The 21,322-nt window shown below is 29.8% G+C and carries 24 protein-coding genes and 1 pseudogene; 24 read left to right on the forward strand and 1 reads right to left on the reverse strand.

Annotation, left to right across the window (positions count from 1 at the left end):
* Position 1 precedes the first annotated feature (1 nt).
* From sufB to HMPREF2852_RS02970, 5 genes are read left to right on the forward strand one after another with little or no spacing between them, the layout of a single operon-like run.
* Positions 2-1,417 (forward strand): Fe-S cluster assembly protein SufB, encoded by a 1,416-nt coding sequence (sufB, locus tag HMPREF2852_RS02950; protein WP_039920739.1) that lies wholly within the window; start codon positions 2-4, stop codon positions 1,415-1,417.
* Complete coding sequence (locus HMPREF2852_RS02955) at positions 1,417-2,463, forward strand: SufD family Fe-S cluster assembly protein (RefSeq protein ID WP_070605872.1); 1,047 nt, start codon at positions 1,417-1,419, stop codon at positions 2,461-2,463. Before sufB ends, HMPREF2852_RS02955 begins: the two co-directional genes overlap by 1 nt.
* Positions 2,464-3,684 (forward strand): cysteine desulfurase, encoded by a 1,221-nt coding sequence (locus HMPREF2852_RS02960; RefSeq protein WP_070605873.1) that lies wholly within the window; start codon positions 2,464-2,466, stop codon positions 3,682-3,684.
* Positions 3,684-4,118, forward strand: coding sequence for a Fe-S cluster assembly sulfur transfer protein SufU (gene sufU, locus HMPREF2852_RS02965; RefSeq protein ID WP_019118487.1), 435 nt, complete (start codon positions 3,684-3,686; stop codon positions 4,116-4,118). Before HMPREF2852_RS02960 ends, sufU begins: the two co-directional genes overlap by 1 nt.
* On the forward strand, positions 4,108-4,314 hold the full coding sequence (locus HMPREF2852_RS02970) for a hypothetical protein (protein WP_070605874.1): 207 nt from the start codon (positions 4,108-4,110) through the stop codon (positions 4,312-4,314). Before sufU ends, HMPREF2852_RS02970 begins: the two co-directional genes overlap by 11 nt.
* 33 nt (positions 4,315-4,347) lie before the next feature.
* On the opposite strand, the gene HMPREF2852_RS02975 is transcribed toward HMPREF2852_RS02970, so the two are convergent.
* On the reverse strand, positions 4,348-5,172 hold the full coding sequence (locus HMPREF2852_RS02975) for a Cof-type HAD-IIB family hydrolase (protein ID WP_070605875.1): 825 nt from the start codon (positions 5,170-5,172) through the stop codon (positions 4,348-4,350).
* Between the two features lie 87 nt (positions 5,173-5,259).
* Here HMPREF2852_RS02975 and HMPREF2852_RS02980 point away from each other — a divergent pair, with 87 nt between their 5' ends.
* From HMPREF2852_RS02980 to HMPREF2852_RS09990, 19 genes and pseudogenes are all read left to right on the forward strand, one after another.
* Positions 5,260-6,375, forward strand: a complete 1,116-nt coding sequence (locus HMPREF2852_RS02980) for an LCP family protein (protein WP_070605876.1) — start codon at positions 5,260-5,262, stop codon at positions 6,373-6,375.
* An 11-nt stretch (positions 6,376-6,386) separates the two neighbouring features.
* On the forward strand, positions 6,387-7,406 hold the full coding sequence (gene fni / locus HMPREF2852_RS02985) for a type 2 isopentenyl-diphosphate Delta-isomerase (protein ID WP_070605877.1): 1,020 nt from the start codon (positions 6,387-6,389) through the stop codon (positions 7,404-7,406).
* Between the two features lie 106 nt (positions 7,407-7,512).
* Positions 7,513-7,971, forward strand: coding sequence for an NfeD family protein (locus HMPREF2852_RS02990; RefSeq protein ID WP_261667953.1), 459 nt, complete (start codon positions 7,513-7,515; stop codon positions 7,969-7,971).
* Between the two features lie 50 nt (positions 7,972-8,021).
* Positions 8,022-8,135: a hypothetical protein gene (locus HMPREF2852_RS09980; RefSeq protein WP_261667971.1), complete on the forward strand. Its 114-nt coding sequence runs from the start codon at positions 8,022-8,024 to the stop codon at positions 8,133-8,135.
* The gene (gene floA, locus HMPREF2852_RS02995) at positions 8,135-9,076 is read left to right on the forward strand and encodes a flotillin-like protein FloA (RefSeq protein ID WP_004839280.1); all 942 of its coding nucleotides are present in this window, start codon (positions 8,135-8,137) and stop codon (positions 9,074-9,076) included. The genes HMPREF2852_RS09980 and floA overlap by 1 nt, the downstream gene beginning before the upstream one ends.
* Positions 9,076-9,531 carry a hypothetical protein gene (locus tag HMPREF2852_RS03000; RefSeq protein ID WP_070605878.1) on the forward strand — a complete coding sequence of 152 codons (456 nt, stop codon included), beginning with the start codon at positions 9,076-9,078 and terminating at the stop codon, positions 9,529-9,531. Before floA ends, HMPREF2852_RS03000 begins: the two co-directional genes overlap by 1 nt.
* Before the next feature lie 99 nt (positions 9,532-9,630).
* Positions 9,631-10,569, forward strand: coding sequence for a PhoH family protein (locus HMPREF2852_RS03005; protein ID WP_070605879.1), 939 nt, complete (start codon positions 9,631-9,633; stop codon positions 10,567-10,569).
* On the forward strand, positions 10,550-11,014 hold the full coding sequence (gene ybeY, locus HMPREF2852_RS03010; protein WP_070605880.1) for an rRNA maturation RNase YbeY: 465 nt from the start codon (positions 10,550-10,552) through the stop codon (positions 11,012-11,014). The genes HMPREF2852_RS03005 and ybeY overlap by 20 nt, the downstream gene beginning before the upstream one ends.
* Positions 11,011-11,829 (forward strand): diacylglycerol kinase, encoded by an 819-nt coding sequence (locus tag HMPREF2852_RS03015; protein ID WP_070605881.1) that lies wholly within the window; start codon positions 11,011-11,013, stop codon positions 11,827-11,829. Before ybeY ends, HMPREF2852_RS03015 begins: the two co-directional genes overlap by 4 nt.
* Complete coding sequence (gene cdd, locus HMPREF2852_RS03020; protein ID WP_070605882.1) at positions 11,826-12,230, forward strand: cytidine deaminase; 405 nt, start codon at positions 11,826-11,828, stop codon at positions 12,228-12,230. The genes HMPREF2852_RS03015 and cdd overlap by 4 nt, the downstream gene beginning before the upstream one ends.
* Positions 12,227-13,108 carry a GTPase Era gene (gene era / locus HMPREF2852_RS03025; RefSeq protein ID WP_070605883.1) on the forward strand — a complete coding sequence of 294 codons (882 nt, stop codon included), beginning with the start codon at positions 12,227-12,229 and terminating at the stop codon, positions 13,106-13,108. The genes cdd and era overlap by 4 nt, the downstream gene beginning before the upstream one ends.
* Positions 13,095-13,853, forward strand: coding sequence for a DNA repair protein RecO (recO, locus tag HMPREF2852_RS03030; protein WP_070605884.1), 759 nt, complete (start codon positions 13,095-13,097; stop codon positions 13,851-13,853). The genes era and recO overlap by 14 nt, the downstream gene beginning before the upstream one ends.
* 11 nt (positions 13,854-13,864) lie before the next feature.
* Complete coding sequence (glyQ, locus tag HMPREF2852_RS03035; protein ID WP_019118472.1) at positions 13,865-14,740, forward strand: glycine--tRNA ligase subunit alpha; 876 nt, start codon at positions 13,865-13,867, stop codon at positions 14,738-14,740.
* Positions 14,740-16,809: a glycine--tRNA ligase subunit beta gene (gene glyS / locus HMPREF2852_RS03040; RefSeq protein ID WP_070605885.1), complete on the forward strand. Its 2,070-nt coding sequence runs from the start codon at positions 14,740-14,742 to the stop codon at positions 16,807-16,809. Before glyQ ends, glyS begins: the two co-directional genes overlap by 1 nt.
* 8 nt (positions 16,810-16,817) lie before the next feature.
* Entirely contained in the window at positions 16,818-17,630 is an 813-nt protein-coding gene (locus HMPREF2852_RS03045; protein ID WP_070605886.1) for a pyruvate, water dikinase regulatory protein, read from the forward strand.
* Positions 17,631-17,675: 45 nt separating this feature from the next.
* On the forward strand, positions 17,676-18,191 hold the full coding sequence (locus HMPREF2852_RS03050; protein WP_070605887.1) for a GNAT family N-acetyltransferase: 516 nt from the start codon (positions 17,676-17,678) through the stop codon (positions 18,189-18,191).
* A 9-nt stretch (positions 18,192-18,200) separates the two neighbouring features.
* On the forward strand, positions 18,201-19,736 hold the full coding sequence (gene guaA / locus HMPREF2852_RS03055) for a glutamine-hydrolyzing GMP synthase (RefSeq protein WP_070605888.1): 1,536 nt from the start codon (positions 18,201-18,203) through the stop codon (positions 19,734-19,736).
* Positions 19,737-20,318: 582 nt separating this feature from the next.
* Positions 20,319-20,492: a hypothetical protein gene (locus tag HMPREF2852_RS09985; RefSeq protein ID WP_261667957.1), complete on the forward strand. Its 174-nt coding sequence runs from the start codon at positions 20,319-20,321 to the stop codon at positions 20,490-20,492.
* A gap of 74 nt (positions 20,493-20,566) precedes the next feature.
* A pseudogene (locus tag HMPREF2852_RS09990) lies at positions 20,567-21,156 on the forward strand (DNA adenine methylase).
* Positions 21,157-21,322 lie beyond the last annotated feature (166 nt).

The following is a 21,322-nucleotide window of genomic DNA, read 5'->3' on the forward strand; positions in this document are numbered from 1 at the left end:
TATGACAGAAAAAAAATTTGATGAATCATCCTTTAAGGATATTGATAGGGGTATTTATGATGTCATTGACAAATTTGAATACTCAGATATTTCCGACAAGGGTTTAAATAAAAAAATAGTTGAAGAATTATCAAAAAAGAAAAATGAACCAGAGTGGATGCTAAAAAGAAGACTTCAATCTCTTTTGATTTTTGAAAAAACAGAAAATCCATCATGGGGACCTGATCTTTCTGAATTAAATATGGCAGATATAACAACTTATGTTAAGCCAAAAACTGACAAAAAAAGCAATTGGGATGCTCTTCCAGAAGAAATAAAAGATACTTTTGATAGGTTAGGAATTCCTCAAGCTGAGCAAGAATCTCTTGCAGGAGTTGGAGCTCAATATGACAGTGAGGAAGTTTACCATTCAATTCAAAAACATTTGTCAGATCAAGGAGTAATTTTTACAGATTTTGATACAGCTTTGAGAGAACATGAAGAAATTGTTCACAAATATTTTCAAAGAGCAATTCCTCCAACACTTCACAAATATGCAGCCCTTCACGGTGCAGTTTGGTCTGGTGGTTCTTTAATTTATGTTCCAAAGGGAGTAAATGTAGATATTCCTCTCCAATCTTATTATAGATTGAATGCTCCAGGAGCTGGGCAATTTGAACACACAATGATTATTGCAGAAGAAGGAGCAAAAGTTCATTTTATAGAAGGATGTTCTGCACCAAGATATAATGTTGTAAATCTTCACGCAGGAAGCGTAGAAATATTTGTTCACAAAGATGCTGAAGTAAGATTTTCTACAATAGAAAACTGGTCAAGAAATATGTACAACCTTAATACAAAAAGAGCAATCGTTGAAGAAAACGGTCAAGTTGAATGGATTTCTGGATCATTTGGTTCAAAAGTTTCAATGCTTTATCCAACCACAATTTTAAATGGCGAAGGAGCAAGAGCAGAATATACAGGAATTACCTATGCATCAAACGGTCAATATATTGACAATGGCTGTTCAATGATTCACAACGCACCAAACACTTACTCAACTGCTCTTACAAAATCCATTACTCAAGGAAATGGAAAATCTATGACAAGATCTTATGTAAAAATTGGTAAAAATGCCAAAGGATCAAAGTCAACCGTTGATTGTGAAAACTTAATGTTATCACGCGAATCAAAATCAGATACAATTCCAACTCTTGATATTAGAAATGATGAAGTTGATTGCGGTCACGAGGCAAAAATTGGTTCCCTTGACCAAAAACAAATTTTTTATCTAATGAGTAGGGGAATTCCAGAAAACGAAGCAAAATCTATGATAGTAAGAGGATTTGCAGAGCCGGTTGCAAAAGAATTGCCTTTGGAATATGCAGTTGAGATGAATAATTTGATTGATATGGAATTGGAAGGAGCAAATGGCTGATGGAAAAAGTAAATGTAATGAGAGAGCCTACTTGGTCATATACCAAGTTAAATTATAGTAAAAAAGCTCCAAGTTTAAATGAAAATAAAGCTTATAAAAATTTTGAAAGTTCAAATGATAAAAATAAATCTTTAGATGAAATTTTTAATCAAAAAAATTATGGACTTTCAAAAGATTTCTTGATAGAAAATAAAGAATTTAATAATTTAGATATTTATAGAGATGTTGATGGAGAAAAAGATTTAGAATTTATAAATTTAAATCTCGACGAAAATTCAAATCAATTGGTTAATAAAATTGATATAAATGCAAAAAAAGGATCAAAATCTTCATTTTTAATTAATTTTTCTCAAACAAAAGGAGAATCTTCTTACCTAAATTCTTTGATAAGAGTAAATCTTGAAGAAGATTCTTTTGTAAAATTGGTTGTAGTAGTAGATTTATTAGAAAATTCTCTTAACCTACAACAAATTTCATCAATTATTGGCGACAGGGCAAATTTTGATATTTCTTATATTGAACTTGGTGCAGACAAGTCTTATGTAAATATTAGAAATTTCCTTGATGGAGAAGAATCAAATCTTGAAGAAAATGGAGTTTATTTCAAACAAAACGAAGATTTTCTTGATATTGGTGCTTTCAACGATCACAAGGCAAAAGTAACAAAATCAAATTGTATGTTTAATGGTGCCCTTAAAGGAAAAGCTGAAAAAAGATGGAAAGGTGTAGTTGATCTTAAAAGAGGATGTGAACACGCTGATGGAAAAATTGGAGATTATGCAGTAATGCTAAGCCCAGATGCCATAAACAGGTCAGCTCCCGTTTTATTAAATGAAGAAAAAGATGTAGCAGGAGAACACGCTGCAAGCGTTGGAAGATTTGATAAGGCGATGTTGTTTTATATAATGAGCAGAGGATTTTCCAAAAGAAAAGCAGAAAGCTTGATGCTTGAAGCAAATTTTGCTCCAACAATTGATAAAATTGACCACGAAGAATTGAGAGAAAAAGTAAGATATAAAGTTCACACAATGAATACGAGGGATTAGATGGATATAGAAAAAATAAGAAAAGAATTTCCATTTTTGGACGAAAAAAATACTGGGAAAAAAGTTATTTATCTAGATTCTGCGGCAACTAGCCAAAATCCAATTTCAGTTATAAATGCTCAAGCAGATTATTACAAATATTCAAATGCAAATCCTCACAGAGGTGCTCACTTTTTATCTTGGAAGGCGACAGAGGCTTTTGAAAATACCAGAAAAAAAGTTAGAGATTTTATAAATGCTAACAAAGATGAAGAAATAATTTATACAAGAAATGCAACAGAATCTTTAAATCTTGTAGCTTATTCTTACGCTTGTGATAATTTGAAAAAAGGTGATGAAATTGTAATTTCAATTTTAGAGCACCATGCAAATTTAGTTCCTTGGCAAAGAGTTTGCAAAGAAACTGGGGCAATTTTAAAATATGTTTATTTAAATGATGATTATTCTCTAAATTATGACGAATTGAAAGAAAAAATCACAGATAAAACAAAAATTGTTTCAATCACAGCCTCATCAAATGTGACTGGAGAGATGACTGATCAAAAGTTAATTACAAAACTTGCTCATGAAGTTGGGGCAATTTCAATAGTAGATGCTTGCCAACTTGCTCCTCACAAAAAAATTGATGTAAAAGATTTGGATTGTGATTTTCTTGCTTTTTCAGGACATAAAATGTATGGACCAATGGGAATCGGAATTTTGTATGGAAAATATGATTTGCTTGAAAAATTAAAACCATATAATCTTGGTGGTGATATGATTGAATATGTTTATGAACAAGAATCTACTTTTGCAAAACCTGCCCAAAAATTTGAAGCAGGAACTCAAGATGTAGGTGGAGTTGTAGGACTTTCTGCTGCCATTGATTTTATGAGTGAAATTGGTGTTGAAAATATTTATGAACATGAAAATAAACTTGCAAGATATGCTTATGATTTGATTAAAGACATTGATAATATAAAAGTGTTTTTCCCAGAAAAAAGAAATACAGGATCAGTTGTAGCTTTTACTTTTGATGATATTCATCCACACGATGTTGCAACAATTTTGGATATGAAAGGAATTGCTGTAAGAAGCGGACACCATTGTGCAATGCCACTTCACACCTATCTTGATGTATCTTCAACTTGCAGAGCATCATTCGCCATATATAATACTAAAGAAGAAGTAGAATATTTTGCAAAAGAGCTTAAAAATGTAAGAAAGGTGATGGGACTTTAATGGACTTAAATGATGTTTATACTCAAGTGATTTTAGAAAATTCTAGAAATCAAAAAAATAAAAGAAATTTAGAAAATCCAGATATAAAAGAGCCAGGCCACAATCCTTCATGTGGAGATGAAATTGTTTTGGAATTAAAACATGATGGAAATGTAATAACAGAGGCAGCTTTTACAGGACACGGTTGTGCAATAAGCCAAGCTGCAACTTCTGTAATGTGTGATGAAATTGTAGGAAAAACAATTGATGAAGCGAAAGAGATGGCAAAAATTTATATTGGCATGATAAAAAGAGAAGATATAAGTGATGAAGATTTGGAAAAAATTGGAGATGCGGCAGCTTTCCAAAATATTTCAAATATGCCACAAAGAGTAAAATGCGCACTTTTATCTTGGAAAACTTTGGATGAAGTGATAGATAAAGATGTCAAATAATAATATTTTCAAAGATTATAGGATTTTGGAATTTATAACAAGTGCAATAACTTTTGTGCTTTTAATAATTCTTACCGTAATTCAATATATAAGTGAAAAGAAATATTGGTGGATAATTTTATTAGCAAGCATATTAATGGGCGCAAACGCCTATGTAAAATACAAAAAATTTAAAGAAAATAAAAAGCATTCTTAGAAAAAATCTAGGAATGCTTTTTTATTTAAATTTTTAAAATTTTTCAAAATTATTTTCTATTAATTTTTCTATAGCTTCTCCAACTCCTGCTTTATTATTTGATAAAGTTATATAGTCTGCGTGGGGTTTTAGATAATCGTTGGCGTTTTCCATTGCAACGGAAAATCCTGCCATATCTAGCATGGGAATATCGTTCATTTCATTTCCTATTGCCATAATTTCATCGATTTTGAAACCAAGTTTTTCACTCATTAATTTTATGGCATTTCCCTTGTTTGCGTTTTTGTTCATAACTTCAATTAAAACTGGAGCAGTTTTTGCGTAGTAATAATTTTCGTTTACAAAACTTGGCATATTGTCCATTACTTTTTCAATATTCCAAGGCCATCCCATAACCAAAAATCTACCAAAATTTTTATCTTCATCAAAATCTTTATAAGATATTTTTTGTAATTTTAATTTTGTAATAAAAGAATCAAATCTTGTCAAAATATTTGGATTTTTATGTCTTGTATAAAAACTATCATCATCCATGGCTGAAACTTGAACTTTAAAATTTTTTAAAGCCTTATCAAGATTGATTAAATCTTTTGGTTTTTGAAAAACTCCTGTAATTACTTCCTTAGTGTAGTTGTCAAAAATATAGGATCCGTTTTGGGAAATTGAAAAATGACCTTCGTGTTCTAGGTCAAGTTCTTTGACATAAGGAAGAATTCCAGAAAATGGTCTGCCACTTACTAGAGCTATATGTGCTCCTAATTTTTTTGCCTTTAATATCATTTCTTTATTTTTTTTTGGAAGACGTCTTGTATTTGTAAGCAAGGTTCCGTCTATATCAATTGTTATTAGCTTAATCATAATTTGATTATATCATATTTTTTTGAAATTTCTTATTTTTATTAAGTCTTTTTTTATGCTATAATTACAAGATGAGAAGGAGATATTATGAGATTTAAAAGATTTTTAACAACGATTATGGTGGCATTATTTGTATTTTTTTCTTCAAATGCCTATTTAAATAAATTACAGGATAAAAAAAATATAGATAATTATGGGGCTGAGGCTGCTGAAAATAATAAGGGAAAAAAGGTTGATAACGAAATTCTTGTGCTTTTGGTTGGAGTTGATGCAAGTCAAAATAAAGAAAATCCTGAGCCTACAAGGACAGATACAATTATGCTTTGTAAAATAAATTCTGAGACGGGAAAAGTTGATATTTTATCAATTCCTAGAGATTCTAGAGTAAAGGTTAGGGATGAATTTACAAAAGTAAATCACGCTCATGCTTATGGTGGAATTGAACTTACGTTAAAAACTTTAAGAGATTTTTTGGGACTTGATATTGACTATTATGCTGAAATAAATTTTGAGGCTGTTGTAAATATAGTTGATGAAATTGGAGGAGTAAATTACAAAGTTCCTGAAGGAGTAAGACTTGATGAAGGAAATACACATATAAGACCGGGAATGAATAAAATGAACGGACAAGATGTATTAACTTACTTGAGAGCTAGAAAAATTTACCAAAATGCTGATCTTGGTAGAGTTAATGCTCAACAAGAGTTTATGAAAGGAATCATAAATGAATTGGTAAAAAAATCAAAAACAATAAATATGACTTCCTTGGTTGAATCATATTTTAAAGATGTAAAAACAAATTTACCATTGGGAACTATGATAGATTTTGCTAGCAAAATGTCTAATTTTTCTTCAGAAAAATGTAAAACTTACACTGTTCCAGGAAATCCACAATATATTGATGGAGTAAGCTATTATATTCCTAATTACGAAGAAACTTGGAAGATAATTGATAAAGTATTTTCAAAATATAAATTAAAATCATGGAAAAAAGAAGATAGTTCTTATTGGGAATATCAAAACTATACTTACACTAACGATAATGAAAATTCAAATGAAGATTATCAAAATTCAAATAGTAATGAAGAAGACGAAGAATATTTGGATGATGATTATGAAGATATAGACCAAGAAGACGAAGAAAATACAGAAGATGAAAATTATTTCGATGAAGATGTGAATAACCTTAATGAAGATAATTAACAGGTGGGAAAATGGACGAGAAAAGAAGAGAAAGAAAAGACGAACATATTGAAAATTATCTTAGAAGTGAATTTAAGTCAAAAACATTATTAAACAACGTTTATGTGGAACACAATGCCCTAAGCAATGTAAATTTTGATGAAATTGATACATCAATAGAATTTATGGGAAATAAAATTTCTATGCCTGTGATGGTAAATGCAATGACAGGTGGAACTGAAATAAGTGAAGATATAAACGAAGATTTATCAAATATTTGCAGAGAATTAAATATACCAATGGCTGTTGGAAGCGAATCCATAGCCATAAAAGATAAAGATTCAAGAGAGTCTTTTTCCCTATTAAAAGATAAAAATGTAATAAAAATTGGAAATCTCGGTTGGGAAAATAAAATCGAAAATTTTGAATTTGCAAAAGATTTAATAGGAGCATCTGCTATGCAAGCTCACTTAAATATTGCCCAAGAGCTCGTAATGGATGAGGGAGAAAGAGATTTTTCTAAAAATTTTGAAAATTTGGCAAATATTAGCAAAAATATTTCAGTGCCTTTGATTGTAAAAGAAGTTGGCTTTGGCATGAGCAAAGAAGTAGGTCAAAAACTTTTAGATATCGGCGTAAAATATATTGACGTTGCAGGAAAAGGTGGCACAAATTTTATAGAAATCGAAGATATGAGAATATTTGACAAAGATTATTCAGAATTTTATTCATGGGGAATACCTACGGCAAAATCAATTCTTGATGTAAGAAGTTTGTCTGATGATTTTTTCTTAATAGCAAGCGGTGGAATAAGAAATTCGAGTGATGTTTGCAAATCTCTAATAATTGGAGCTGATATGTGTGCGATTTCTGGAGAAGTTTTGTCATTTCTACTCAGAGGCGATTACGATTATGCAATCAAATATCTGAAAGAATTAAATACAAAAATAAAAATATTTATGGCTCTAGTTGGAGTGAAAAATATAGAAGAATTAAAAAAAGTTCCATATAAATTAACAGGAAGATTAAAAGAATTAGTAGATGAAAATTAATTTTAAAAAATTTAATAAATTAGTATAAAGGAGAAAATTATTTCTCCTTTTTTATTTTTAATTTGGGTATAAAAATAATGTAATATTTATTATAGAAAGGAGAAGTATGTTAGGGGATATTTTATTGGCTCTGTCATTTACGCTTGCATTTATATGTATAGTTGCTATAATTTTTACTGATAAAAAAATTTTATTTACTCTTATAGCAATAGCTTTATTTATATATTTTTACAAGTCAAATCTTGACAGGGGCGAAGCAGATATGATGACAATAATAGCTTTTATATCGGGCATTTTGTTACTTGCTATTGAGCTATTTGTACCTGGTTTTGGTATTATGGGAATTTCGGGTATTATTTTAACGACATATTCGCTAATTGATAGTTTTGATAATTCCCTATTTGGAATTTTGATTTTACTAATTACTGCGGCATCAATTTTTTTGAGTGTAACAATTTTTGTAAGATTAGGATTTTCTGCAAATTTATTTGACAAGGCTGTTCTAGTTAATACTCAAACTAAGGAAAGAGGATATAATTCCAAAAAGATTATACATATCTTTTAGGAAAAAAAGGAAAAACGATAAGTATTTTAAGACCTACAGGAAGAATTACAATTGATGGAAAAATTTATGATGGAAAAACTTATGGAGATTTCATCAAAAAAGATGTAGGAATAGAAGTTGTAGAAATAAAAGATGGACATATTTATGTTAAGGAGGATATATAATGCCGATAATAATACCAGCTTTAGTAGTAATTTTTTTAATAGTATTTTTGACACTTGTGCCAATTGGTTTGTGGATTACAGCAAGATCATCTGGAGTGCCAGTTTCAATGGGCTCACTTGTTGCAATGAGATTTAGAAGAATTAATCCAAGTCATATAGTTTATGCTTTGATTAAATCTCATCAAGCAGGAATTCAAATTTCAAGTTCTGATTTGGAAAGTCATTTTCTATCAGGAGGAGATGTAAACCAAGTTGTAGATGCCTTGATTGCAGCAGAAAGAGCAAATATTGATTTGAATTTTCAACAAGCAGCAGCAATGAATCTTGCAGGAAGAAATGTTTTTGAAGCCGTTCAAGTTTCTGTAAATCCAAAAGTAATAAATACACCAACCATAGCAGCCGTTGCAAAAAATGGAATCGAAGTTAAAGTTATTGCAAAAGTTACTGTAAGAGCAAATATCGAAAGACTTGTAGGAGGAGCTGGCGAAGAAACAATTATAGCAAGAGTAGGCGAAGGAATTGTAACAACGGTTGGTTCATCAGATACGCACGCAGAAGTTTTAGAAAATCCAGATAATATTTCACAAACAGTTCTAATGAAAGGACTTGATAGCGGTACAGCATTTGAAATTCTTTCAATAGATATTGCAGATGTAGATATAGGACGTAATGTTGGAGCAGAATTACAAAGAGATCAAGCAGAAGCAGATAAAAATATAGCCCAAGCGAAAGCCGAAGAAAGACGTGCCCAAGCTATAGCGCTTGAACAAGAAAACAGAGCGAAAGTAGTAGAAGCCCAATCAAAAGTTCCACTAGCAATTGCAAGAGCACTAGAAAGCGGAAATCTTGGAGTTTTAGATTATTATAATATGAAAAATATAAACGCCGACACTCAAATGAGAAATAAAATATCAGAAACTGATAGCAGAGATGAAATTTAATGGCAAAAGATAATTTAAAAACCAAGTTTTATAAATTTATTTATCTTCTTGATAAAGAAAATAATAAAGAAGAAGGAAAAGATACACCAGATTTTGATACTTGGTTAAAAAATATAGAGAAAAAAGAAAATAATAATCTAAAAAAACAAAAAAAATTAAAAAAGAAGATGACATTTGGACAAGCTATGTCATCACTTGCAAAAGATACAAAAAATAAATCCAATAACAAAAAAACATACACAAATGATTACCAAAGATTTGAAAGAAAAAATCAACAAGCTTACAATGAAAAAAAAGTAAGTGCAAAAAAATCATACAAAAAAACCGAACAAATTTCAAAAAATCAAATCGAAGATTATTGGAAAGAAAATGAAAAAATAAAATTAGAAAAAAATGAATTAAAAAAGGCGATTATCTATTCAGAAATAATAGGAAAGCCAAAGGCAAAAAGATGAGTTTCTCATCTTTTTTCTTTTGCAACTAAGATGGTATAATAAACTAAAGGAGTGATTAAAATTAAGGATATTATAGAAATAAATAATACCGAAATAATTATGGGTTTATTCGGTAATTTTGATAAAAATAGAAAATATATTGAAAACAGATTTGATGTAAAAATTAAAACTGAAAATGGAAATATAAGTTTAAATGGAGAAGAGGTTAATTTAAATCTTGTAAAAAAACTTATTGAAGAAATTATTCAAGTAATAAAAAAAGAAGGAAATATTGACTATCAAAAATTAAAATATTTTTCTGATATGCTTGTTTCTGAAAATAAGGAAGTTATAAAATCTTCTCTTGATAAAGTTATTGTTACAACAGCAAATGGCAAACCAATTAAGCCAAAAACTTTGGGTCAAAAATCTTATGTTAATATGATTGAAAATAATGATGTGGTTTTTGGAATTGGGCCTGCGGGAACTGGAAAAACTTATTTGGCTGTTGCAATGGCGATAAGAGCTTTTAAAAATAATGAGGTAAATAGAATTATTCTTACAAGACCTGCCGTTGAAGCGGGAGAGAGTTTGGGATTTTTGCCAGGAGATTTGCAAGATAAAGTTGATCCATATTTAAGACCTCTTTATGATGCACTTTTTGAAATTTTTGGTTTTGAAACTTATCAAAATTTAGTTGAAAAAGGTGTAATCGAAGTTGCACCTCTTGCTTACATGAGGGGAAGAACCCTTGATAATTCTTTTGTAATTTTAGATGAAGCACAAAATACAACTTTTGAGCAAATGAAGATGTTTTTGACAAGACTTGGCTATGGATCAAAAGCTATTATTACTGGAGATATAACTCAAATCGACCTTCCTCGTGGTAAAAATTCTGGTTTGAAATCTGCCTCAAGAATTCTTAGAAATGTTAGAGGAATAGAATTTATGGAATTTACTTCAATCGATGTAGTAAGACATCCTTTAGTTCAAAGAATAATTGAAGCTTATGATAAGGCAGATAAGGAAAAAGAAAAAAATGAATTTAATAATAAATAATGAAACAAAAGAAGAAGTAAACATTGAAAAATATCTTGAAAAAGTTATTAGAGAAGTTTTAAAGCTTGAAGATATTGATGAGAAAAAATGTGAAGTATCACTTTCTTTTGTTGATGAGGAAAAAATAAGACAATTAAATAAAGATTTTAGGTCAATTGACAGGGTAACTGATGTTTTATCTTTTCCAATTGAAGATTTTTTTAATGAAGATAGGGAAAATATATTGGAAAAACCCTATCTTATGCTTGGCGATGTTGTAATTTGTCTTGATGTTGCAAGAAAGCAAGCAGATGATTTGGGACATTCTTTTGAAAGAGAAGTAATGTATTTAACTTGCCATTCAATTCTTCATCTTTTGGGCTATGATCATATTGAAGATGATGATAAAAAAATTATGAGAGCAAGAGAAAAAGAAGTTATGAAAAATCTTGGAGTATTCAAATGAAAGATGAAAAACAATTAATTGAAGAAATAAAAGACCAAGTAAAAAAAGAATTAAAAGAAGAAAAGAAAAAAGAAGATGAGGCGGAAAAATATATTCCAAAAGCAAAAAGTCCTGGGGAAAAATTTGTAAAAGGATTTGATTATGCCTTTGAGGGTTTGGTTTTTGCTATAAATAATGAAAAAAATATGAAATTTCATGTCTTAACTTCTATTCTTGTTTTATTTATTTCTTTGTTTTTAAATGTTTCAAGAGTAGAGATGATGTTTTTGGTTTTTTCAATTGCCTTTGTAATTTCTTGTGAGCTTTTAAATACTTCGCTTGAACAAGCCGTAAATCTTGGTGGTAGAGGAAAAAAATCAAAAGAGGCAAAAGCGAGCAAGGACTTATCTGCGGCGGCAACTTTTGTGTCAGCTATGAACACACTTTTTATTGCTTATTTGGTATTTTTTGATAAGGTTGCAAATTTTTCATCATCAGTTGTGCTAAGAATTTCAAGAAGACCATCCCACCTTGCCCTTATAACTGTATCAATTGTAATAATTTCTACCATATTTTTTAAAGGAATTTTTTACAAGGGCCACGGAACAGCTTTTCATGGTGGATTTGTTTCAGGACACACATCAATTGCCTTTTGCCTTGCTACAATTGGCTCAATGAGAATTGATGAAGGATTTTTGATTTTTGTATTTTATGGTCTTGCAATTATAGTTGCAGAAAGTCGTTTTGAGGCAAATATCCATTCTCTTCCAGAAATTATAAGAGGAGCGATTTTGGGAACGGCGACAGCTTTATTAATATTTGGAGTATTTTCATGAAAAAAGATTTAAAAGAATTAATACAAATGGCTATAGAAAATAAAAAAAATTCTTATTCGCCTTATTCAAAATTTAGGGTATCAAGCCTAGTTTTGACAAAAAAAGGAAATATTTACAAGGGAGTAAATATAGAAAATGCAGCTTATTCAGTGACAATTTGTGCGGAAAGATCTGCACTTGCAGGAGCAATAAGCGCAGGCGATAGAGAAATTGATACAATAATTATTACAGGAGATAGTAATATGACTTATCCTTGCGGAGTTTGCAGGCAATTTATGGCAGAGTTTTTAGATTCTGATTCAAAAATTGTAATAGCCAACTCAGTTGATGATTATAAGATATATGGACTTGATGATATTCTTCCATATAACTTTTCAAAAAAAGATTTGGAGGAGAAATGAAATCAGGTTTTGTATCGGTAGTGGGAAGGGCAAATGTAGGAAAATCTACTTTGATGGAAAAAATATTGGGAGAAAAAATTTCAATAATTTCAAACAAACCCCAAACTACAAGAGATGAAATAAAAATAATATATAATGACGAAAATTCACAAATAATTTTTCTAGACACACCAGGCATTCAAACACCAAGAAATAAACTTCAAGAACATTTGCTAGAAGTTTCAGAAGATAGCCTAAAAGATTCTGATATAGTGACTTTTATTGTTGACAATTCTCTAAGTATTGGAAGACTTGATAAGATGATTTTGGAAATTTTAGAAAAAGTAAATGCTCCAAAAATTCTTCTTATAAATAAATGCGATCTTTTAGAAGAAGGAGAAATTGAACAAATAAAAAGAACTTACATAGGCTTAAATACTTTTGATTATATAATTCCAATTTCAGCTTTAAACGATGAAAATATTGGAAAATATATAGAAACAGTAAAAGAAATTTTGCCAGAAGGCCCACTTTATTATCCGTCTGATATGATAACAGACAAAAACGAAAGATTTATTGTGTCAGAAATTATCAGAGAAAAAGCTTTGAAAAATTTATCAAATGAAATTCCTCACGGAATTTTTGTAAGAATTGACCAATTCAAAAAAAGAGAAGACAAAAATTTATATGACATATACGCAAGTCTTATTTTGGAAAGACCAAGTCACAAGGAAATAGTAATAGGAAAAAACGGTAGTAAAATTAAAAAAATCGGTATGGAAGCAAGATGCGAAATTGAAGTTTTTATGGATAGTAAAATTAATTTGAAATTGTGGGTTAAGGTCGAAAAAGACTGGCGTAAAAAACAAAAATTGGTGAACAGATTTGGTTACAAGTGATAATTCAAATGTAGAAGGATTTGTTTTAAGAGAATTTTCCTACAAAGAGTCAAGCAAAATCATAGAAGTTTTTTCAAAAGATATGGGAAAAATTTCCATAATTGCAAAGGGAGTTTTGAATAAAAAAAATTCAAATCTTTCTTCAACCCAAAGATTTGTCAAAGCATCATACAATCTTTATAAGTCTGGAGAAAAATTTTTTGGAATAAGAGATGCGTCATTATTAAAATCTTATTCGAAATCAAATAAAAATTTTGATATAATAATATACAAATCGGCAATTTGTGATTTGCTATTAAAAACAATTGATTATGACCAAAAAGACTTAGTTTACAATTTGTTGGACAAGACTTTTGACAGTTTTGAAAAAGCAAGTGAAAATTATTTAAATATTTTTCTTTGCTTTTTATTAAAGTACATATCTTTTTCAGGTTTTAAACCAAATTTAAAAGAATGTTCCTTGTGCGGATCAAAAATTAATCCTAGTGATGCTTATTTTTCTATAAAAGATGGGGGCATAGTTTGTTCATCTTGCAAGAAAATAAAAAAGGATATAGTATATCTTACAAGAGAAGAATATTTGTATATTTTAAAATTAATCTATACTCCAACTGATGAGGTTTCAAAGATTAATTTAAATATTGAAAAGGAAAAAATTATAAATTTGATAGTAAGCTATGTATTGAAATGTTTGGAAATTAGAAAATTTAGCTCACTTGATTGGGTAATGAAATTAGTCAAATAATAGGAGAAAAAATGTATTTTGAAGATTTAATGCTAAAATTAATAAAATATTGGGAAGAACAAGGTGCATCAATCATGCTTCCTTATGATTTGGAAAAAGGTGCAGGAACAATGAATCCTCATACTTTTTTGAGATCTTTGGGAAAAGAACCTTGGAAAGTTGTTTATGTAGAACCATCAAGAAGACCAGCTGATGGTAGGTATGGAGAAAATCCAAATAGATTATACCAACATCATCAACTACAAGTTTTACTTAAACCAACTCCAGAAAATATTCAAGATTTATATTTAAAAAGTCTTGAGGTAATTGGAATTAATCCAAAAGAACACGATATAAGATTTGTAGAAGACAACTGGCAATCGCCAACTCTTGGAGCTTGGGGACTTGGATGGGAAGTTTGGCTTGATGGAATGGAAATAACCCAATTTACTTATTTTCAACAAGTAGGCGGAATAAACTGCGAGCTTGAAAGTGGAGAAATAACCATGGGCCTTGAAAGAGTTTGTATGTATTTACAAAATGTAGATAATGTTTTTGATATTAAGTGGTCAAAAGATTTAAAATATTCAGATGTTTTCCAATTGCCAGAATATGAAAATTCAAAATATTCATTTGAAGATGCTGATAGCGAAGTTTTGGAAAAATTATTTGAAATTTATGAATCAGAAGCAAACAGATTAATTGACAAAGGTCTTGTGTATCCAGCTTATGATAATGTATTAAAATCATCCCACACTTTTAATACTTTGGATGCAATGGGTGCAATTTCTGCATCAGAAAGAAGTCACTATATTAAAAGAGTAAGAGATATTTCTAGTAAGGTTGCAAAATCTTATATTGAAAAAAGAGAAGAACTAGGATATCCACTTTTAAGAAAGGATAAGTAATGAGCAAATATTTATTAGAAATAGGAGTTGAAGAATTTCCTTCAGCTTATATAAATTCAACAAAAAAACAGCTTGAAGAAAAATTCAAAAAATTAATTGAAGAAAATAAATTAAGCGTAGAAGAAATAAAAGTAGAATCCACTCCAAGAAGATTTGCAATTTTACTTGATGGACTTGAAGAAAATAAATCAAATGAACTTATAAGTGTAAAAGGTCCTTCCAAAAAAATTGCCTATGATAATGAAGGTAATCCATCAAAAGCACTTTTGGGATTTTTGAGAGGACAAAAAGCAGAAGTTTCTGATGTAATTATTAAAGATTTTAAGGGCGAAGAATATATTTATGTAGAAAAAAAAGAGGAAAGCCATTCAATAAAAGAAGTTTTACAAAAAAATGTATATGAGCTTGTGAAATCATTAAACTTCCCAAGATCTATGAGGTGGGGAGGAAGATCAATTAGATTTGCAAGACCAATCAGATATTTTCTATCCTTATTAGATGATGAAATTTTGGAATTTGATGCTGAAGGAATTAAAGTATCAAATACAACAAAAGGTCACAGAGTTTTAGGAAAAAGTGAAATTCTTGTAGAAAAAATTGAAAATTATATAGAATTACTTAGAGAAAATTATGTAATTCTTTCTTACAAAGAAAGAAGAGAAATAATTTTAAGAGGTCTTAATCGCTATGCCAAAGAAATTGGTGGAAAATTTTTAAAAGACGAAGATTTACTTGAAGAAGTTATAAATATTGTCGAATATCCTACAGTTTTGATGGGAGAGCTTGATCAAGAATATTTAAAATTACCAAAAGAAGTAATTGTAACACCAATGAAAGATCATCAAAGATATTTTCCGATTGTAGATGATAATGAAAAATTAATGCCATATTTCTTGCTTGTAAGAAATGGGGATGATTTTGCCAAAGAAAATGTTATAAATGGAAACAAAAAAGTTCTTACTGCAAGGCTTGAAGATGCAAAATTTTTCTACGATATAGATAATAATAAAAAATTAGAAGATTATGTGGAAGAGCTTAATAGATTGACATTTTTTGAAGGACTTGGTTCAGTTTATCAAAAAACTGAAAGACTTATTTCTCTATCAAAAAATTATCTTGATGAATTTAAGCTTGGAGAAGATGTTTCAGATAATTTATTAAGAGCAGCCTATCTTTCAAAGGCAGATCTTGTAACAAAAATGGTAATAGAATTTACAGAACTTCAAGGAACAATGGGAAGAATTTATGCGACAAATTCAGGCGAAAACAGCCAAGTTGCAAACGCAATCGAAGAAGCCTATAAGCCTAGAAGCTCAGAAGATTCACTTCCAAAATCAGTTGCAGGAATTGTTTTATCAATCGCTGATAAAATTGATACAATAGCTGGACTTTATATAATAGAAAATTATGTAACAGGAAGTCAAGATCCATTTGGACTTAGAAGATCAGCAATTGGAGTTATAAATATAATTGCAGATAATAAAATTGATGTTGATTTGAAAGATTTAATCAAAGATGCCCTTTTTGTTTATACAGAAAAAAATGAAATTTCCTTTGATTATGATAAAACTTTAGAAAAAATAATAGAATTTTTCATTGATAGGCTTAAGAATATGCTCATAGACAAAGGCTTCCGATATGATTTTGTAAATGCAGTTCTTGCTACTGGAGAAACAAATATTTTATCAGTTATAGAAAAAGTAAAATCTGTTGAAGAATTTGTAGAAAAAGAAAATAGTGAAGAAATTCTAAATTATTTTACAAGAATCAATAATTTTACCAAGGATTTTGAAAATACAGAAGTTAATGTAGAAATGCTTGACCAAGGTTTAGAAAAACAATACTACGACCTTATAGAAAATTTGGATTGCGAAAAATATTTAAGCCAAAAATTATACACAAAAGCCCTAGAAGAAATTGCATCTACTATGAGCCTTGGCAACGAATATTTGGACAATACAATGATAATGGTTGAAGATGAACAGTTGAAAAATAATAGGTTGGCATTATTAAATAAACTAGCAACAAATATTTCTAGAATATTTAATATAAAAGATTTAGTTAAATAGGTGATAGTATGGATTGCGATGTATTGAATGTTTATATAATCAGTGATTCCACTGGAGCAACAGCAGAAACATTTGTAAAATCAGTAATAACTCATTTTCCAAATGTAAATTTTGAAGTTAATAGAAAATTTAATATTGATAGTGAAAATAAAATTAACAAAATTGTTGAAAAAATTCCTGAAGATTCAATAATAATCCAAACTATAGCTGAAAAAAAACTTGAAGAATATTTGAAACAAAAAGCTAATGAAGAAAATATAAAAGTTATAGATATATTAGGGCCAGCTCTTTCACTTTTTGAAGAAGTTACAGGGCAAAAGGCACTAAGAGAGAAAAAACTCACAAGAAAATTATCTGATGATTATTTTTCAATGATAGAGTCCATAGAATTTGCCGTAAAATATGATGACGGCAAAGATCCAAGGGGAATAAAAGAGGCAGATATTTTACTACTTGGAGTTTCAAGAACATCAAAAACACCTGTGACTATGCTTCTTGCAACAAAAGATTATAAAGTTTTTAATCTTCCTTTGGTTCCAGAAATAAGACTTCCAGAAGAAGTTTTCGAAATTGATCCAAAAAGAATCATAGGTCTTACTATTGATCCTGATAAATTATCAAAAATTAGAGAAGATAGGTCAAAAGGCCTTGGCTTAAAATCAAAAAGTGAATATTTTGATAAGGAAAGAATTAATAGAGAATTAAAATACGCAAAGGGAGTTTTTGAAGATTTGGATTGTAAAGTTTTTGATGTAACATTAAATACAATAGAACAAACAGCCACAGACGTTCTAGAATATTACAAAAAGAATTTTTCTTAAAAAATATGCTGCTTTTGCAGCTTATTTTTTATGTGGAGGAGGCTTATGGAAAATACCAAACTTATTTTATCAAGACGACTTATTATTAGAAAATTTGAAAAGGAAGATTTAGAAAAAAATCTAGAATTTATAAAAGATTCAAAATTTTTTTATTTTACAAATTTAGAAACAAAAGAAGAAGTAATTGAAAAAACTTCAAAATTTTATAAAGAAAAAGAAGACTATAATTTTTGGCACATAGTAAAAAAAGGAACAAATGATTCAATAGGAGTTATAAAAGCTTTCGAAAAAAATGATGGAGTTGGACTTTTTATAATTATAAATAAATCACTAAGAAACAGAGGATATGCAAGAGAAGCCCTTGAGGCAGTTATAGATTATTTCTTTACACTTGGCGAGAAAAAAGAAATTTATTTAAAAGCAGAAAAAAATAATGGAGCTTTTAAATCTATTATAGAAAATTTACACTTTAAAAAGTATGATGAAGATATAAAGTATAGCTACTACAAGATGGATAATCTTGATTATATGAAATATTTTGCAATATTTGGAGAAATATAGGAGGGATAGATGGAAAAAAAATCCGAAATTATGGTATTGGACTTTGGTGGCCAATATAACCAACTTATTGTAAGAAGAATAAGAGAAATGGGAGTTTATGCAACACTACATGATTGCGATGTTGACTTAAAAACTCTCGATCTTGAAAATTTGGACGGAATAATTTTGACAGGCGGCCCACAATCAATTCACAGTGCCGATAGCCTAAAATTAAATCCAGAAATTTTAAATTTAAACGTGCCAGTTCTTGGGATTTGCTATGGTATGCAAGCTTTAGCTTATCATTTTGATGGAGAAATAAGTGAAGCAGAAAAAGGAGAATACGGAAAAACTCCTTTATTTGTTGACCAAAGATCAAAATTATATGAAAATGTAGCGCAAGAATCAATAATTTGGATGAATCACAGAGATCAAGTAACAAAAATTGCAGATGGATTTAAAAAAACTGCTTGGACATTGAACTGTCCAATAGCAGGATTTGAAAACGAAGAAAAAAATATCTACGCCGTACAATTCCATCCAGAAGTTGCTCATTCAGAATACGGATTTCAAATATTAGAAAATTTCGTTTTAAATATTTGTAAAGCAAAAAAGACTTGGATAATGAAAGATTTAGCCAAAGAAACCATAGAAAATATAAAAGAAAAATATGCTGGAGAAAAAATGATTTGTGGATTATCTGGTGGAGTAGATTCAACAATAGCGGCAACACTTGTACACAAAGCAATAGGAAATGATCTTCAATGCATATTTGTAGATCACGGTTTATTAAGAAAAGACGAAGCAAAATCCGTTATGGAACAATACAAAAAAATTGGACTAAACGTAAAAATGGTCGATGCTTCAAAAGAATTTCTTGATTTACTAAAAGGCGTAGAAGAACCAGAAGAAAAAAGAAAAATAATAGGAAATCACTTCATAGAAGTATTTGAAAGAGAAGCCAAAAAATTTGGCGATGCAAAATATTTAGTACAAGGAACAATTTATCCAGACGTAATAGAAAGCGGAAAAGGAAAAGGTTCAGTAATAAAATCCCATCACAACGTAGGTGGACTTCCAGAAGATATGCTTTTTGAAGGCGTAGTAGAACCACTAAGAGAACTTTTCAAAGACGAAGTAAGAGCCCTTGGAGAAAGCATAGGCGTTCCAGAAGAAATGGTATGGAGACAACCATTCCCAGGACCAGGACTTGCAATAAGAGTGTTGGGAGATATAACAGAAGAAAAATTAGAAATAGTTAGAGAAACAGATGCAATCCTAAGAGAAGAAGTAAAAAATGCAGGATTAAACAGAGAAATTTGGCAATATTTCACAGTATTTACCCCACTAAGAACAGTAGGAGTAAAAGGCGACGAAAGAAGTTACGACTACGTAGTAGTGGTAAGAGCAGTATCAAGCAAAGACGCCATGACAGTAGAAGCCTTCGATATGCCATACGAACTCCAACAAACCCTATCAAATAGAATGATAAACGAAGTAAAAGGAGTAGGAAGAATAGTCTACGACATAACCTCAAAACCACCAGGAACAATTGAATGGGAGTAATCGCAAAATTTTCTAAAATGGCTTAATTACAAGCTATAAAGAGAATAAAAATAGCTACTGGTACTCAAATGGTATTGGAAGTAAAAAAGAATAATTAGAAAAATAGTTCCAAGTGGTTTACATTTGGACAAAAAAATTAGACCGTAGTTAAAAGCTACGGTCTTTGTTTTTATCCAATATGAACATTTCTTTTAAATTTTATATTTTTTTCGTTACAGAAATCCTCAAATTTATTTGAGTCAAAATTTTTATCAAACTCTTTAATTAAATGATTTTTTATTTTATCTTTTTTGATATACCAAGAGAATCTAGAAATAATTCAAAATTATTTTCGTCTAAATAATACATGACCTCATAGTCTGCTCCATCAAAAAATTCTACATCTTAATCCTCGTACCCAATCTCGGCTGATTTTTTGTTATATAATATATTTATCTCTGAAAATGGTATTGCTATTATTCGAGATTTAGAATACAATGTAGTAAATGACACACAGTATATGAACAAGAGCTTGGTATGGAATTTATGTCTGCAAGAGAAACCGCTACTAAATAGGGTATTTCCCAAAGAAGAGTGGTAGTTTTGTGTTCTGAACAAAGAATTAAAGAAGCAACTATGGTCGGCAATATGTTGATTATTCCTTCTTCCGCAGAAAAGCCCATAGATGCAAGAAGTACACGTTATAATCGAACTGAAGAAAAAGCGGTTAAACCTTTTTTGAAATGGGCAGGCGGTAAAGGTCAGTTTATTAAATAAATTGAACAATATTATCCTTTTGAAACGGCAAAACAACCAAATATGCCGAGGAATTCGTTGGCGGTGGTGCAGTTTTGTTTGATATTCTCAGCATATATGATTTGAAAGAGGTTTATATCAGCGATATCAATGAAGAACTTATAAATACCTATCGAATTATTCGTGATAATGTAGCTGATTTGATTAAAATGCTTTATGATATGCAGAACGACTTTATTCCGTTAGATACGGATAATCGCAAGGCGTATTATATCAAAAAGCGTGAGCGTTTTAATGATTTGAAAGTCAATGGAAATGAAAGCATCAATATCGAAAAAGTGGCATTGATGATTTTCCTTAACAAGACTTGTTTCAACGGTCTGTTCCGTGGAAATAAAAAGGGGTTATTAAATGTTCCTATGGGGCATACAAAAATCCTATGATTTGTGATGAAAACAATTTAAGAGCCGTATCGAGAAAGCTGAAAAAGGTTACTATTGTATGTGGGGATTACAAAAATTCAGCTGATTTTATTGACGAAAACACCTTTGTTTATTTTGATCCACCATATAGACCTATTACAGATACAGCTAGTTTTACTGCATATACTGAGAATTTGTTTAATGATGACGCTCAGATTGAGCTTGAGCAATTTGTTGATGAAATGGATAAAAAGGGTGTATAAATTGTAATTAGTAATTCCGATCGAAAGAACTCAAATACAGACTATGATTTCTTTGATAATATCTATTCTGCACATAGAATTAAGCGAGTTAAATCAACTCGTATGATTAACTGTAATAGCGAAGCAAGAGGAAAAATTAAGGAATTGCTTATTAGTAATTTTTGAG

The organism is Anaerococcus sp. HMSC065G05 (assembly GCF_001812365.1).
Lineage (GTDB): Bacteria > Bacillota > Clostridia > Tissierellales > Peptoniphilaceae > Anaerococcus > Anaerococcus vaginalis.